Source organism: Burkholderia sp. LAS2, assembly GCF_018417615.1.
GTDB lineage: Bacteria > Pseudomonadota > Gammaproteobacteria > Burkholderiales > Burkholderiaceae > Burkholderia > Burkholderia sola.
Map to the genome: position 1 here is coordinate 252557 of NZ_CP071053.1, position 13800 is coordinate 266356.

Consider the following 13800-nt stretch of genomic DNA (forward strand, 5'->3'; position numbering starts at 1 on the left):
GCGACGGCATTCGCCGCGCATCCCCGAAAGACGCCCGTCGGCCCCGCGATAGCGGGATTCGCATGAACAAACCTTAGCGTAGCAGCGACCGCCGCCGCGTTCCAGCGAAACGGCCCCGCTTCACCCTTGCGACGAAGGCAGGTACGGCATCGGATTCACCGGCTTGCCGTCGCGTCGCACCTCGAACAGCAGCGCGACGCGCGAGTTGTCGAGGTCGCCCATCTCGGCGATCGCATCGCCCTGATGCACGATGTCGCCCGTCTTCACGAGCAGCTTGCGGTTGTGCGCATAGGCGGTCAGGAAATCCGCGTTGTGCTGGACGATGATCAGGCTGCCGTAATCGTTCAGGCCGGTGCCCGCGTACATCACGCGCCCATCTGCCGCGGCGCGGACCGGGTCGCCCGGCCGGCCGGCAATCTGGATGCCGCGGTTCTGCCCGGGCCGGAACCCTTCGACGATCTTGCCGGTCGCCGGCCACTTGAGCGCGACGCCGCCCGCATGACGCTTCGTTTCCTTGACGACCTGACGGTCGTTCGCGGTCGACGCGCTGGCCGACGACGTGGCCGGCGCAGTTCCCTGATTACCCGCCGCGCCATTGCTCGCGACGACCTGCGTGCCGGCCGCGCCCGCGGGCGGCAGCGGCTGCTGCTTGACGATCCGCAGCACCTGCCCCATGCGCAGCCTGCCGTTCGCGGCCAGCTTGTTCCAGGTGCGCAAGTCGGCCACGCTGCAATCGTTCGCGGTGGCGATGCCCGTCAGCGTGTCGCCGCGTTTCACGATATATTTCCGCGCGACGAGAATCGGCGCGGCCGGCATCGGCGCGGCCGGCGGCGCCGCGGCGGACGAGCTCGAATCAGAGGGCTGCGCCGCCAGCGTGTCGCTCGGCGGAACGGACTGCGTATTTGCACAACCGGCCATGACGAGCACGGCGGCCAGGCCCGACAGCCACGCCGCCTTGCGGTGAATCTCGCGCGTTTTCATGGACGATCCGACTCCGGTTTGACAATCTTTCAAGCATCTCAAAAACGGAACGGCCGACGTGTAACCGGATGCAAACAATGATGACAAACGATCACGGACCGGATGCCGGCCGGCATTCGCTACCGGTAATACGGTCCGATCCGGAAAAACTTGATGGTCTGGGCGCAGAAAAACGGAAGAATTTTCGTCGCAAAAAACTATGGTTCATTTGTTTCGATAGTCGCGCGACGACATTCATCGCAACCATGCGACGAATTCGGCACCGGCCCACGCGACGCCGATGCACAGGAACAGCAGATGCAGCGCGATCTTGAACGACACGCCCCACGACGAATCGATCTGCATGACGGGCTCCCCGGTTGATGTGTGTCCATGATCGGGCGTCGATCGCGCCCCGAAAATACGGAAGCGGCGAACCGGGTCTCAGGCTGGCCCTGAGACCGCCGCCGCGGTTCCTGCTAACTTATCGGCCATTCCCCATCCATCCCTCCGCCCATCATGCGCTTCGACCTGACCGACCTGCGGCTCTTCCTGAACATCTGCGAAGCCGGCACGATCACGGGCGGCGCCGAGCGAACGCACATCACGCTGCAGGCCGCGAGCGAGCGCATTCGCGGGATGGAGGACGAGCTGGGCGTGCCGCTGCTGCACCGGACCAAGTCCGGCGCGCAGGCCACCGACGCGGGCCGCGCGCTCGAACACCACGCGCGCACCGTGCTGCAGCAGATCGATCACATGCGCGGCGAACTGCAGCAATACGGCCAGGGGCTGCGCGGCCATATCCGGTTGCTGTGCAACACCGCGTCGCTGAGCGAATACCTGCCCGATGCGCTGGCCGATTACCTGCCGCACCATCCGAAGCTGTCGATCAGCGTCGAGGAACGCTCGAGCCAGGAGATCGTGCATGCGATCCGCAACAAGACGGCCGAGGTCGGCATCGTCGCCGATTCGGTCGGGCTCGGCGGCCTCGAACAGAAGCCGTTCCGCGAAGACTGGCTGATCGTCGTCGTGCCGGCCACGCATCCGCTCGCGTCGTACGGCGCGGTCGCGTTCGACGACATCGCCGGCGAAGACTTCATCGGCCTCACCGACGGCAGCGCGCTGCAGGTGCATCTCGCCGACCAGGCGCGCGCGCTCGGCAAGCGGATCCGCTATCGCGTGCAGTTGAAGAGCTTCGACGCGATCTGCCGCATGATCGCGAGCGGCGTGGGCATCGGCATCGTGTCGCGGCATGCGGCCGAGCGCGCGATGCAGACGATGGACGTGCGGCTCGTCGAGTTGTCCGATCCGTGGAGCCATCGGAAACTGACGCTCTGCGCGCGGTCGTTCGACGCGCTGCCGAAGTACACGCGCGAGTTCGTCGCGTTCCTGTCGGGCGACGCGCCGCCGCCGTAACGCGCGCCGCATTCGATTCGTCCCATCGACCTACGGAGACATCGCCATGACCGATACCGATCTCGCCACCCGCTATCGCGCGTATATCGACTGCCTGAACCGGCAGGACTGGACGGCGCTCGGCGAATACGTGTCCGACGACGTGATCCACAACGACCGGCCGCTCGGCCTCGCCGGTTACCGCGCGATGCTGGAGCAGGACTTCCGCGACATTCCCGATCTGCGCTTCGACATCCGGCTGCTCGTGTGCGAGCCGCCGCGCGTCGCGTGCCGCCTTCGCTTCGCGTGTTCGCCGAAAGGAACGTTCATGGGGCTCGCCGTCGACGGCCGCAAGGTCACGTTCGCCGAAAACGTGTTCTACGAGTTTCACGACGGCAAGATCCGCCAGGTGTGGTCGGTGATCGACAAGGCGGCGATCGAGAAGCAGCTTTGAACGTCGTCGAAACGGCGGGTCGGCGCATGCGGCGGCGGGCGGCCGTGAGCGGTTTACTGCATTCCGATTCTTATAGATAACGTTTTCTCTCTTCATGCACCGAGAACCCGTTTCCCGCCCATGCTCGCCCTCACCGCTTCAAAGCTTTTCTTTCGCACGATGACCACGCGATCATCAAGATAAAAATCCCGACGATTTACACGTAATTCCGATTCCCCTCTCGCACGCCCCGGCTTCCTCCATTCGGGTTTCTACCGGCGCATCCGATGTGAAAGTTCATTGACATCGCGCCGATCGATGCCTAAATTTGGAAAACGTTTTCCAATGCTCGAGCGCGACGCCGATCACGGCCCGTGCAGGGGGAACGCTTGCCTGCTCGATTTGCGATTCAGGCCGTCCGTCTTCAGGGATCAGGGTTTGCAAGGCGGACGCCCGGTACGGGTACCGAGCGCGGCATCGGCGACACGTGCCCGTGCTTCATCACTATTCAAAATTGGAGACACCATGCATCCGCGCAGCAGATTCACGCTCGGCGCCGCGCTCAGCGCCCTTTCCGTCGTGCTCGTCAGCGCGTGCGGCGGCAACGACGTGACCGACACGCCGTCGTCGCCCCCTACGTCCACCCCGCCCGCGCTCGCAGCGAACTCGCTGCAGGCGCTCGTCTACGGCGCGCCCGACACCCGCGTGCCGGCCGGCACGAACATCCCGATCACGATGATGGGCCAGATGCGCGCGCTGTTCGACCTGATCCGGAAATCGCCCGATTTCACGCAGGTGGTGATGGATCTCGGCGACGGCACGCCCGTCCACGTGCTCGACACGAACACCGGCGACAAATTCCTGCCCGGCAAGCTCGCGCTCGGCCTGTCCTACATCCTGATCGACATGAAGGCGAAGAACGACCCGCAATACGCGAGCTACCTCTCGACGTACCAGACGATCACGACCGCGATGATGGCGCAGTCGGGCGGCAACTACGCGTATGCGAATACCTCGTGGGGCGAGTACTACTACCTCGTCGCGCTGAACAACCTGAAGGCGCACGGCATGCTCAACGAAGTCTTCAGCGATGCGATGCTGGCGACGCTGCAGCAGCGGCTCACGTTCTGCGACATGTTCGGCCCCGATGCGAGCGGCAAGACCACGACCTGCCCGGCCGCCGGCACGCCGATCGACATCGCGTCGCTCAACACCGCGCAGAACTACTATGCGGTGTCCTACGGCATTGCCGGGCTGCGCCAGAAGCTCGGCTGGAGCAGCCCGTCGTTCGCATCGAAGACCGATCCGGCGGTCGCGACGATGAGCGCACGCGACGCGCTGCTGTACACGCTGACGAACCACATCCGCAACGACTCGTCGGGCGGGTTCTCCGACGAAGCATCGAACACGCACACGACCTACTACGACCAGGCGCGCTTCGACCGCTACAGCACGCTGCTGATCGGCGAAGTGGTCGAGCGCACGTTCGAGATGGGCAACGAAGCGAATCTGACGCCGGAGCTGAAGGGCTATCTGCGCAAGTCGGTCGACCTGATCCTGCCGCAGCTGAACACCGACGGCCAGGGCTTCAACTATGGCCGCTCGATCGGGCCGTACGGCGATTCCGCGTTCATGGAGGTGCTGACGGCCGCGGCCAATGCCGGCGTGCTGACCGATCGCGAGAAACAGGTTGCGTATGCATTCATCTATCAGGCCGCGCGTCGTTTCGACACGTACTGGTACGACCCGTCGCTGCCGACGCCGTCGGTGAACATGTGGGTCAAGGGCCGCGGCACCGACACGTATCGCGGCAAGCCGCGCGTGATGGGCGAGAACTTCAGCCTGCTGCACCAGTACCTGTACGTGAACGCATGGTGGAACAAGCTCGGCTTCGGCGGCCAGGCGCCGATGGCCGATGCGGACTACCGCGCGTGGCTCGACGCGCTGCCGCGCTACACGCTCACCTGGTACAACCAGCCGGGCGATGCCGCGCATCCGTACAGCGCCGCGCTGCTCACCGTGCGCGACGGCCGGCGCGTGATCAACCTGAACCTCAGCCAGGCGCCCGACTACGACGCGTACACGCCGTATTACCCGGTGCCGTTCTCGGACAAGCTGATCTACGGCACGACCGACCTCGGCTATGCGCTGCTGGTGCCGCAGGTGACGTACAACGCGAAGACCTACATTCCCGTCACGTACTACAAGAACCTGAACGTGCAGCAAAGCAACGGCCAGGTGATCGTGTCGTTCGATACGACGAAGTTCCGCGTCGCGTCGAAGAACGCCGCGTACACGACGGATCTCGACCTGCAGGTGCACACGGTGCTGACGTTCGCGCACGGCACGATCTCGCGCAGCGATACGCTGAGTTCGGGCACGCTCGCGGGCAACCTCGCGGTCGAGACGGACTTCACGTCGTTCGCGGATTTCGCGTCGACGCAGGCCAACGGCGACGGCGTGTCGGTAACGTACGCAAACAGCGCGGCGACGCGCTATGCGGCATCCGGGTTCGACAACTGCGCGCTGTCCGCCTTCGACACCGCGAACGGCACGACGAATCCGCTGTCGACGACGCCGATCGGGCAGCTGCATTCGAACTTCGCATGCACGACGAAACCGTTCGCGCTCGGCGCAGGCGCGACCCGCACGGTCGGGTGGACGCTGAGGTACGCCGATCCGGCGTAAGCGACAAGACAGCGCTCCCGCGCCCCTTCCCGAAGCCGGTTGCCGAAGCCGGCTTCGGGATCATGCAGTGCCCGGGCCCGCGTTCACCACCAACGCGATCCCGCCATATACGCGCCCAGCGCGATCAGCCCGACGAAGAAGCAACGCTTGAACATCTTCTCGCTCATCACGCGCCGCGCATATTGCCCGCCGGCCATCCCCGCCAGCGCGGGCACGAGCGCGAGCACCGACACGCCGAGATCGACCGTCTGCAGCGCGCCCGTCACGCGCAATTGCAAGCCGAGCACGATCGTCGACGCGGTGAACGACAGCCCGAGCGCCTGGATCAGATCGTCCTTGGACAGCCGCAGCGCCTGCAGGTACGGCACGGCCGGTACGACGAACACGCCGGTCGCGGCCGTCACGACGCCCGTCAGGTAGCCGACCACGGCCGACAGCCATGTTTCATGGCGGCCCGGCGCGGGCAATCGCGCCGCCGCCAGCCCCCATACCCCGTAAAGCACGAGCACGACGCCGAGCGCCGCGTGCGTCCACGTGCTGCCGGCCGCGAGCGCCGGCAGCCCGCCCGTCAGCGTGCCGACCGTCAGGCCGGCGAGCAGCGGCCACAGCCGGCGCAGCAGCGCGCCGAACGACGGGCCGAGCCACAACTGCCACACGTTGGTGATGAACGACGGCACGAGCAGCAGGCTCGCCGCGGCCGACGGCGGCATCGCGAGCGTCAGCAGCCCCATCGCGATCGTCGGCAGCCCGAGCCCGATCATCCCCTTCACCGCGCCGGCCAGCAGGAAAACCAGCGCGATGATCGTCAGCGTATGAATTGACATGGCGGCATTCCGTCCGTTGAGTACGGCGCCGATGGTGCCTGCCCGCCATGCCGCCCGCCATCTGGCTTTGCCTGAGGCTGGCTCGGGGCCGCCGGCCGGGGCTGTCGGGGCCGTCGATCCGGCCCCATGCATCACCCCCGGCCCTGCTCGCTGTCGAGGTGCGCCATCTGCGCGGCCGGATAGCGCTCGCCGGCAGCCGCCCCGGCGGGAACCGCCGCTTCGATGCGGGCACGCTCTTCGACCGTTAGTTGCAATTCTGTCGCCAGCAAACCGTCCTGCAATTGCGTGCGCTTGCGCGCGCCGACCAGCGGCACGATGTCGGCGCCACGCGACAGCGCCCACGCAATCGCGACCTGCGCCGGATTGCTGCCCTTCTCGTCGGCGATCGCGCGCAGCGCGTCGACCAGCGCGAGGTTGTGCGCGAGGTTCTCGCCCTGGAAGCGCGGGCTCGCCGCGCGGAAATCGCGCTCGCCCTGCCGCGCCGCCGTCCAGCGCCCGCCCAGCAGCCCGCGCGACAGCACGCCGTAGGCCGTCACGCCAATGCCGAGCTCGCGGCAGACGGGCAGGATCTCGGCCTCGATCCCGCGCGACAGCAGCGAATATTCGATCTGCAGATCGGCGATCGGCGCGACGGCGGCCGCGCGGCGGATCGTGTCCGCGCCGACTTCCGACAGCCCGATATGGCGCACGTAGCCGGCCTTCACGAGATCGGCGATCGCGCCGACCGTCTCCTCGATCGGCACCGCCGGATCGACCCGCGCCGGCCGGTAGATGTCGAGGTAGTCGGTGCCGAGCCGCTTCAGCGAATAGGCGACGAAGTTCCGGATCGCCGCGGGCCGCGCGTCGTAGCCGGCAAACCCGCCGGCCGGATCGCGCAGCGCGCCGAACTTCACGCTGATCACCACCTGGTCGCGCGCCCGGCCACGCAGCGCGTCGCGGATCAGCATCTCGTTGTCGCCCATCCCGTAGAAGTCGCCGGTATCGAGCAGCGTGATGCCGTGGTCGAGCGCCGCGTGCAGCGTCGCGATGCTTTCGTCGCGATCGGCCGGCCCGTAGAGATCCGACATCCCCATGCAGCCGAGCCCGATCGCCGAAACCTGTGGGCCCGTGCGGCCCAGTTGACGCCTGTCCATGTCCGTTTCCTTCGAATGGTGAGTGGATGAAACGGATTCTGGCCGCACGACGCCGCGCGATAAACGCGAAACGCCCCACCAAACCATTCGACGGTGATTAACAATGGAGCCTTGTTCCCGTTCCCGCCAAGGTTCTCGCCCGCATGGACCATCTGCAAGCAATGCGCGTCTTCGCGCGCGTCGCCCATCTCGGCAGCTTCACGAAAGCGGCCGAGCAGCTCCAGCTGCCGCGCCCGACGGTCAGCAATGCCGTCCAGTATCTGGAAAAGCACCTGAAGATCCGCCTGCTGCAACGCACGACGCGGCGCGTCGCGCTGACGGCCGAGGGCGCGACCTACTACGAGCGCTGCGTGCAGTTGCTCGCCGACCTCGACGATGCGGAGACGCTGTTCGAGGATGCCGGCGCGTCGCCGCGTGGCGTGATCCGCGTCGATCTGCCCGAGCGGTTCGCGCTGAACCAGGTGATTCCGGCGCTGCCCGATTTCCACGCGCGCTATCCCGACCTGCGCATCGCGATCAGCACGACCGACCGCTTCGTCGATCTCGTCGCGGACGGCATCGACTGCGCGGTGCGGGTCGGCGTGCTGTCCGACACGTCGCTCGTCGCGCGGCGCGTCGGCGAAATGGCGCAGATCAACTGCGCGTCGCCCGCGTATCTCGCGCGACACGGCCTGCCCCGCTCGCCGGACGATCTGCCGGACCACGTCGCGGTCGGCTATTTCTCGAGCCGCACGGGCCGCGAGCTGGACTGGGAATATACGGACATGGATTCGGGCGAGATGCACACGGTGAAGATGCACAGCGTCGTGTCGGTCAACAGCTCGCAGGCGTATCTCGCGTGCTGCCTCGCGGGCCTCGGGCTGATCCAGGCGCCGCGCGACGGGCTCGCGCCGCTGCTCGCCGACGGCTCGCTGGTCGAGGTGCTGCCGGAATGGAATGCGGGGCCGCTGCCCGTGACGGTGGTGTTTCCGACCGGCCGGCATCTCGCGCCGCGCGTGCGGATCTTCGTCGACTGGCTCGCGGAAACGCTCGACGGCCCGCACCGGGCGGACTGACGACGGCCGTGCCGGGGCCGTTCGCCCCGGCGCCGGCGCCCTCAGAACTTGTGGCGGATCGCGGCGCGCACCGCGAACTGGTTCGACGACGCCGACGGGCCGTCGGTCCCGACGACATAGCCGCCGTCGGCTGCCGTGCCCGTCTTGTCGCCGCCCACCTTCTGCCACGCGCCCTGCAGGTACACGTCGGTGCGCTTCGACAGGCTGTAGTCGGCCATCAGGCCGACCGTGTGGTACTTCGGCTTGAACGAACCGGCCGCGGCGTCGTACTTGCCGTCCGTATACACGTACTGCGCGCCGAGGTAGAACTCGGGCGTGAGCTGGTACTTGCCGTTGATCTCGAAGTTCTGGAACTTCGTCGCGGTCAGCCCGAGGCCGGCGAACGTCGACGCCGGCAGGTAGACCGTCGATACCGGGTTCTTCACGTCGGTCTTCGTATAGACGACGCCGACCGTCGCCGGGCCGAACGTGTAGTTGACGCCGCCGCCGAAGATGCGCAGCCGATCGGCGACGAAGTTCGCGTCGTCGGCCGCGATCGCGCCCGCGTTGCCGATGCCCGGGTTGTTCGCCTGCAGGTACGCGGCCGCGACCTGCAGCCCGGCCAGCGAATACTGCGCGCCGATGCTGTACTGGCGGTTGTTCGAGAAGCCCGTGCTGTTGCTGAAGCTGTACGTGCCGCCGAACGTCAGGCCGTTCCAGTCGGCGCTCGCGTACTTGACCGTGTTGTTGACGCGGAACGAGTTGTCCGTGTTGTCGTTGTCGAACGGGTGCGAGAACAGCGTGCCGCCCCAGTTGCCGTTCGCGGTCAGCGGCGCGAGATAGTCGACGACGGCATCGTACTGACGGCCGAAGGTCAGCGTGCCGAAGCGCGACTCGGACAACCCGACGAACGCCTGACGGCCGAACATGCGGCCGCCCTGGCCGAGCCGGCCGTTGTTCACGTCGAAACCGTTTTCCAGCGTGAAGACCGCCTTCAGCCCGCCGCCGAGATCCTCGCTGCCCTTCAGGCCCCACCGGCTGCCCTGAGCATAGCCGCTTGCGAGCTGGTAATTGGTCTTTCCGACCCCATTGACGTTGACGTTGTTCGTGTAATTGAAGCCTTCGTCGATCACGCCGTACAGCGTCACGCTGGTCTCGGCAAAGGCCGGCGCGGCGAAGGCGGCGAGCGCGGCGACAAAAATGACGTGCTTCCTCATGACGAATCTCCGGAGCCGGGGGCCGGGCAGGCCATGCGCCCGGCGAATTGTTCGATCTGTTGTATGTGTGGCCCGCAGGGCGGACGACGCGGTGTGCGGCCGCGTGAGGACAAAATGGTGTCACGACGCAAACCGCCCGTCCATCGGGTACGGGTCGTCGCGCGCAAAGCGTTGCGCTCGTCCAACTGCCCCTTGCGCGGACGGCCTGACCGGGCTTGTCGGTAGCGGCCGGCCGGCCCGCCATTCGCGTAAACCCGGAAGGCTTCGCATCGATGGCACAATGCGCATCCGTTCGCCATTTCTTCACGAAGTCATGCTTGACCCCGATTCATGCGCGGCGCGTACCGGCCGCGCCCGCGGCCCGTGCCGAAAGGCGCCCCGATGACCGCGCCGGCCCGAGCCGGCCGCTACGCCGAGCTCGATTTCTTCCGCGGCCTCGTGCTGCTCGTCATCGTCGTCGACCACATCGGCGGCAGCATCCTGTCGCGCGTGACGCTGCACGCGTACGCGCTGTGCGACGCGGCCGAGGTGTTCGTGTTCCTCGGCGGCTTCGCGACCGCCATTGCGTACAACTCGCTCGCCGAGCGGCATGACGAGGCCGCCGCACGCCAGCGTTTCATCCGGCGCGCGTTCGAGATCTACCGCGCGTTCCTGGTGACGGCCGGCCTGATGCTGCTGATCACCGCCGTGCTGAACGCGTTCGCGATCGACGGCCCGAACATGCCGACCAACGATCTCGACGGGCTGCTGCACAAGCCGCTCGCCGCGCTGCGCGACATCCTGCTGTTCCGCCGCCAGCCCTACCTCGCGTCGGTGCTGCCGATGTACGCGTTCTTCGCGCTGCTCGTCCCGCTCGCGCTGCCGCTCGCGCGCACGCAGCCCTGGCTGATGCTCGCGTTCAGCGGATCGCTGTGGTACGCGGCGCCGCACGTCGCACGCTTCTTGCCGACCGTCGAAGGCGCGCCGTGGGATTTCAACCCGTTCGCGTGGCAATTCCTGTTCGTGCTCGGCGTGATCGCGCGCTGCCAGCCCGTCTACCAGACCCTCGCGCCGAAGCCGCAGGGCTGGCTGCTGACGGCCGCGGCGCTCGCGATCGTCGCGGCCGGCGCGTACTACCGGCTGCGCATCGAGCCGTTCCCGACCGATCCGTCGATCAAGCAGAACCTCGGCGCGCTACGGCTCGTGAACTTCCTCGCGATCGCGTGGCTCGCCGCCAAGCTCGTGCACCTCGGCTGGATGAAGAAGGTCGCGCACGCGATGCCGTGGATCGGCACGATCGGCCGGCAGGGATTGCTGTGCTTCGTCGCGGGCACCGGCATCTCGCTCGCGGTCGATTCGCTGCTCTACCAGGCGACCGAAGGCTATCTCGACGTGCCGCTCGGCCTGACCGCCGACGTGGTCGCGATCGGACTGCTGTATCTCGTCGCCAAACTCTACGGGCCGCTCGTCGCGCGGCTGCCGTTCGGTTCGCGGCCATGACGCGCCGCGCCGTCATGCGCCGCTGCTACGATAGCCGGCGCCACTCCTGAAACGATTCGCCATGCGCCGACTCGCCCTTCCATTCGCCCTCGCCCTGATCGCCGGCGCGATCGCCACCGCCCACGCCACGCCACCGTCGGCCGCGCCTGCCGCCGCGCCGGCCATATCGCCCGCGCCGCCGGCCGTCCAGACCGCGACGACGCCATCGACCGCGCAGGAGCCGCCCGTCAATCCGGGCAGCAGCGTCGTGCTGCGCACGTTCCGGTCGGCGTCGCTGAAGCGCGACTGGTCGTACACGGTCTACCTGCCGCCCGGCTACAACCCGGAAGGCGCGCGCTACCCGGTGATGTACCTGCTGCACGGCAACGCGGGCAACGCGAACGACTGGGTCACGCAAGGCCGGCTGCAGGCCACCGCCGACACGCTGATCGAGCGCCACGACATTCCGCCGGTCGTGATCGTGATGCCGCAGGGCGGCACCGACTGGTACGTCGACCGCAAGGAGAAGATGCAGAGCGCGTTCCTCAACGACCTGCTGCCCGAAGTCGAAGCGCACTTCGCGGTGTCGAACCAGCGCGCGGGCCGCGCGATCGGCGGCGTGTCGATGGGCGGCTTCGGCGCGCTGCGCTTCTCGCTGCTCGAACCGGGGCTGTTCTGCGGCGCGATGCTGCTGAGCCCCGCGATCTATGCGAACGAGCCGCCGCTCAATTCCGCCGCGCGCTACGTCGGCGTGTTCGGCGACCGGCAGTTCGATTCGCGCGTGTGGCACGAGCTGAACTACCCGGCACTGCTGCGCGGCTATTTCGCGCGCAATTGGCGCGTGCCGATGTTCATCGCGGCCGGCGACGACGACCTGACGATCCAGGCGGAATCGAGCGTGCTGTACACGCACCTGCGCCGCGCGCAGAACCCGGCCGAGCTGCGCATCGTCGACGGCGGGCATACGTGGGACGTCTGGCGCGGGTTGCTCGGGCAGGGGTTGAAGTATGCGCTGGAGTGCGTGAAGTGACGGCCGGCGGGCGTTGTCCCGCCGTCCCGCTCGCTCGGCTCCGCGTTCAGCGAAAACCATGGCATCCGATGCGCTTGACGGCGTCGCCTGAATCCGTACCCGCCGCATTTCGTCTACATTGCCGAAGTGGCGATGACATCGTTCGTCGCCTGCCTCCCCTACTCGACCCGCAGGAAATCACGCCATGTCCGTCTCGAAGAAATTCGCCGCCGTCACGGGCGCCGGCTCCGGCATCGGTCGCGCCGCGGCCCTCGCACTCGCCCAGGCCGGCTTCACCGTCGCGCTGCTCGGGCGCACGGAGGCGTCGCTGCGCGACACGCAGGACGCGATCCGCGCCGCCGGCAGCGACGCCGACGTGTTTCCCGTCGACGTCACCGACGAGGCCTCGGTCGACCACGCGTTCGCGCAGATCGCGCAACGGTTCGGCCGGCTCGACGTCCTGTTCAACAATGCCGGGCGCAACGCCCCGGTCGTGTCCCTCGACGAATACGAATTCGACGTGTGGAACAGCGTCGTCGCGACGAACCTGACCGGCGTCTTCCTGTGCGCGCGCGCCGCGTGGCGGCTGATGAAAACGCAAACGCCGCAGGGCGGCCGGATCATCAACAACGGCTCGATCTCGGCGCACGCACCGCGCCCCGATACGATCGCGTACACGGCCACCAAGCACGCGGTAACCGGAATCACGAAGTCGCTGGCGCTGGACGGCCGCCGGTACAACATCGCGTGCGGCCAGATCGACATCGGCAACGCCGCGACGTCGCTCACGGAACGGATGACGCAAGGCGTCCCGCAAGCGGACGGCAGCCTGGCGCCCGAGGCGCGGATGGACGTCGCGCATGTCGCTAACGCGGTCGTCCAGATGGCGAATCTGCCGCTCGATACCAACATCCTCAACATGACGATCATGGCGACCGCGATGCCGTTCGTCGGGCGCGGATAGCGCGCGCCGCGGCCCGTGCCGGGAGGCGGCGTTCACGCACTGGCGGCTACCGAATCACTCCGTCGCAACGACGCCGCATGCAAGCACGTTCGCGACGCAGATTCAGTGCGGCAGGCTGATCGCTCGCCGCTCGTCCTCGAGCAGTTGCGTCAGCGAAGCGTGCAACCGTTCGAGGCTGCACGGCGGTAGTGCGAAGCTTGCCCAACCGAGCCCGCCATGACGCAGTAACAGCACCGCGCCGCCCTGCACCGGATGGCGCTCGGCATACCAGCAGGGATCCATTTCCGTCACGAATTGCTGCCCGTGTGGCGGACGCTCCGGCACCGCCGGCTGCATCGACGCGCGCAGCAGACTCAAGTACTGGATGACTGCGTCCACGTCTTCCGGATCGAGCACGGCTGCACCCCGTTCGATCGACATCAGCACCACGAGCTTGCCGCGCTCCTCGATCATCTTGATGCTCAACGGTTGTGTCATTTTTGTCGTCCTTGCCGGAATTACGCGATCCAATTATCGACCTCGGTACACGTGAACCGGATGAAGATTCGTGAACCGCGCATGAATCTTTTTTTAGAAAGCGCTGGAAAAGTGCGCAGCTTCATCGGCTATGTGGTTGCCCACTATCGCACACCCGACCGCGCCGCCACGCAGCTTGCCGCCGCCTGATTCCCCCGGCATCGCGCAC

The 13800-nt window shown here is 67.1% G+C and carries 13 protein-coding genes; 8 read left to right on the top strand and 5 right to left on the bottom strand.

Annotation, left to right across the window (positions count from 1 at the left end):
- Positions 1-120: 120 nt before the first annotated feature.
- A complete protein-coding gene (locus JYG37_RS21475; protein WP_213346352.1) occupies positions 121-981 on the bottom strand; it encodes a peptidoglycan DD-metalloendopeptidase family protein in 861 nt (286 codons plus the stop codon).
- A gap of 498 nt (positions 982-1479) precedes the next feature.
- Between JYG37_RS21475 and JYG37_RS21480 the strand changes: the two genes are divergently transcribed.
- The 3 genes from JYG37_RS21480 (at position 1480) to JYG37_RS21490 (ending at position 5476) form a co-directional block, all read left to right on the top strand.
- Positions 1480-2376, top strand: coding sequence for a LysR substrate-binding domain-containing protein (locus JYG37_RS21480; protein ID WP_050012838.1), 897 nt, complete (start codon positions 1480-1482; stop codon positions 2374-2376).
- A gap of 46 nt (positions 2377-2422) precedes the next feature.
- Positions 2423-2809, top strand: a complete 387-nt coding sequence (locus tag JYG37_RS21485) for an ester cyclase (protein WP_050012839.1) — start codon at positions 2423-2425, stop codon at positions 2807-2809.
- A gap of 504 nt (positions 2810-3313) precedes the next feature.
- Entirely contained in the window at positions 3314-5476 is a 2163-nt protein-coding gene (locus tag JYG37_RS21490) for a hypothetical protein (RefSeq protein WP_213346353.1), read from the top strand.
- Positions 5477-5559: 83 nt separating this feature from the next.
- Here JYG37_RS21490 and JYG37_RS21495 read toward each other — a convergent pair whose 3' ends face one another.
- Together JYG37_RS21495 and JYG37_RS21500 are read right to left on the bottom strand one after the other, a co-directional pair.
- Positions 5560-6300 (bottom strand): sulfite exporter TauE/SafE family protein, encoded by a 741-nt coding sequence (locus JYG37_RS21495; protein ID WP_213346354.1) that lies wholly within the window; start codon positions 6298-6300, stop codon positions 5560-5562.
- A 131-nt stretch (positions 6301-6431) separates the two neighbouring features.
- Entirely contained in the window at positions 6432-7433 is a 1002-nt protein-coding gene (locus tag JYG37_RS21500) for an aldo/keto reductase (protein ID WP_213346355.1), read from the bottom strand.
- A gap of 143 nt (positions 7434-7576) precedes the next feature.
- On the opposite strand from JYG37_RS21500, the gene JYG37_RS21505 reads away from it, so the two are divergent.
- A complete protein-coding gene (locus tag JYG37_RS21505; RefSeq protein WP_050012843.1) occupies positions 7577-8488 on the top strand; it encodes a LysR family transcriptional regulator in 912 nt (303 codons plus the stop codon).
- Between the two features lie 41 nt (positions 8489-8529).
- Here the strand turns inward: JYG37_RS21505 and JYG37_RS21510 are convergent, their stop codons facing one another.
- Positions 8530-9684, bottom strand: coding sequence for a porin (locus JYG37_RS21510; protein ID WP_050012844.1), 1155 nt, complete (start codon positions 9682-9684; stop codon positions 8530-8532).
- A gap of 381 nt (positions 9685-10065) precedes the next feature.
- Here JYG37_RS21510 and JYG37_RS21515 point away from each other — a divergent pair, with 381 nt between their 5' ends.
- The 3 genes from JYG37_RS21515 to JYG37_RS21525 all read left to right on the top strand — a co-directional run bounded on the left by JYG37_RS21515 (position 10066) and on the right by JYG37_RS21525 (position 13115).
- Complete coding sequence (locus tag JYG37_RS21515) at positions 10066-11163, top strand: OpgC domain-containing protein (protein WP_050012876.1); 1098 nt, start codon at positions 10066-10068, stop codon at positions 11161-11163.
- A gap of 61 nt (positions 11164-11224) precedes the next feature.
- Positions 11225-12172 (top strand): alpha/beta hydrolase, encoded by a 948-nt coding sequence (locus JYG37_RS21520; protein WP_050012845.1) that lies wholly within the window; start codon positions 11225-11227, stop codon positions 12170-12172.
- A gap of 184 nt (positions 12173-12356) precedes the next feature.
- Positions 12357-13115 carry an SDR family oxidoreductase gene (locus JYG37_RS21525; protein WP_213346357.1) on the top strand — a complete coding sequence of 253 codons (759 nt, stop codon included), beginning with the start codon at positions 12357-12359 and terminating at the stop codon, positions 13113-13115.
- Between the two features lie 102 nt (positions 13116-13217).
- Here the strand turns inward: JYG37_RS21525 and JYG37_RS21530 are convergent, their stop codons facing one another.
- Positions 13218-13592: a hypothetical protein gene (locus JYG37_RS21530; RefSeq protein ID WP_089489462.1), complete on the bottom strand. Its 375-nt coding sequence runs from the start codon at positions 13590-13592 to the stop codon at positions 13218-13220.
- Positions 13593-13652: 60 nt separating this feature from the next.
- On the opposite strand from JYG37_RS21530, the gene JYG37_RS35020 reads away from it, so the two are divergent.
- Positions 13653-13781, top strand: a complete 129-nt coding sequence (locus JYG37_RS35020) for a hypothetical protein (protein ID WP_283813250.1) — start codon at positions 13653-13655, stop codon at positions 13779-13781.
- Positions 13782-13800: the final 19 nt, after the last annotated feature.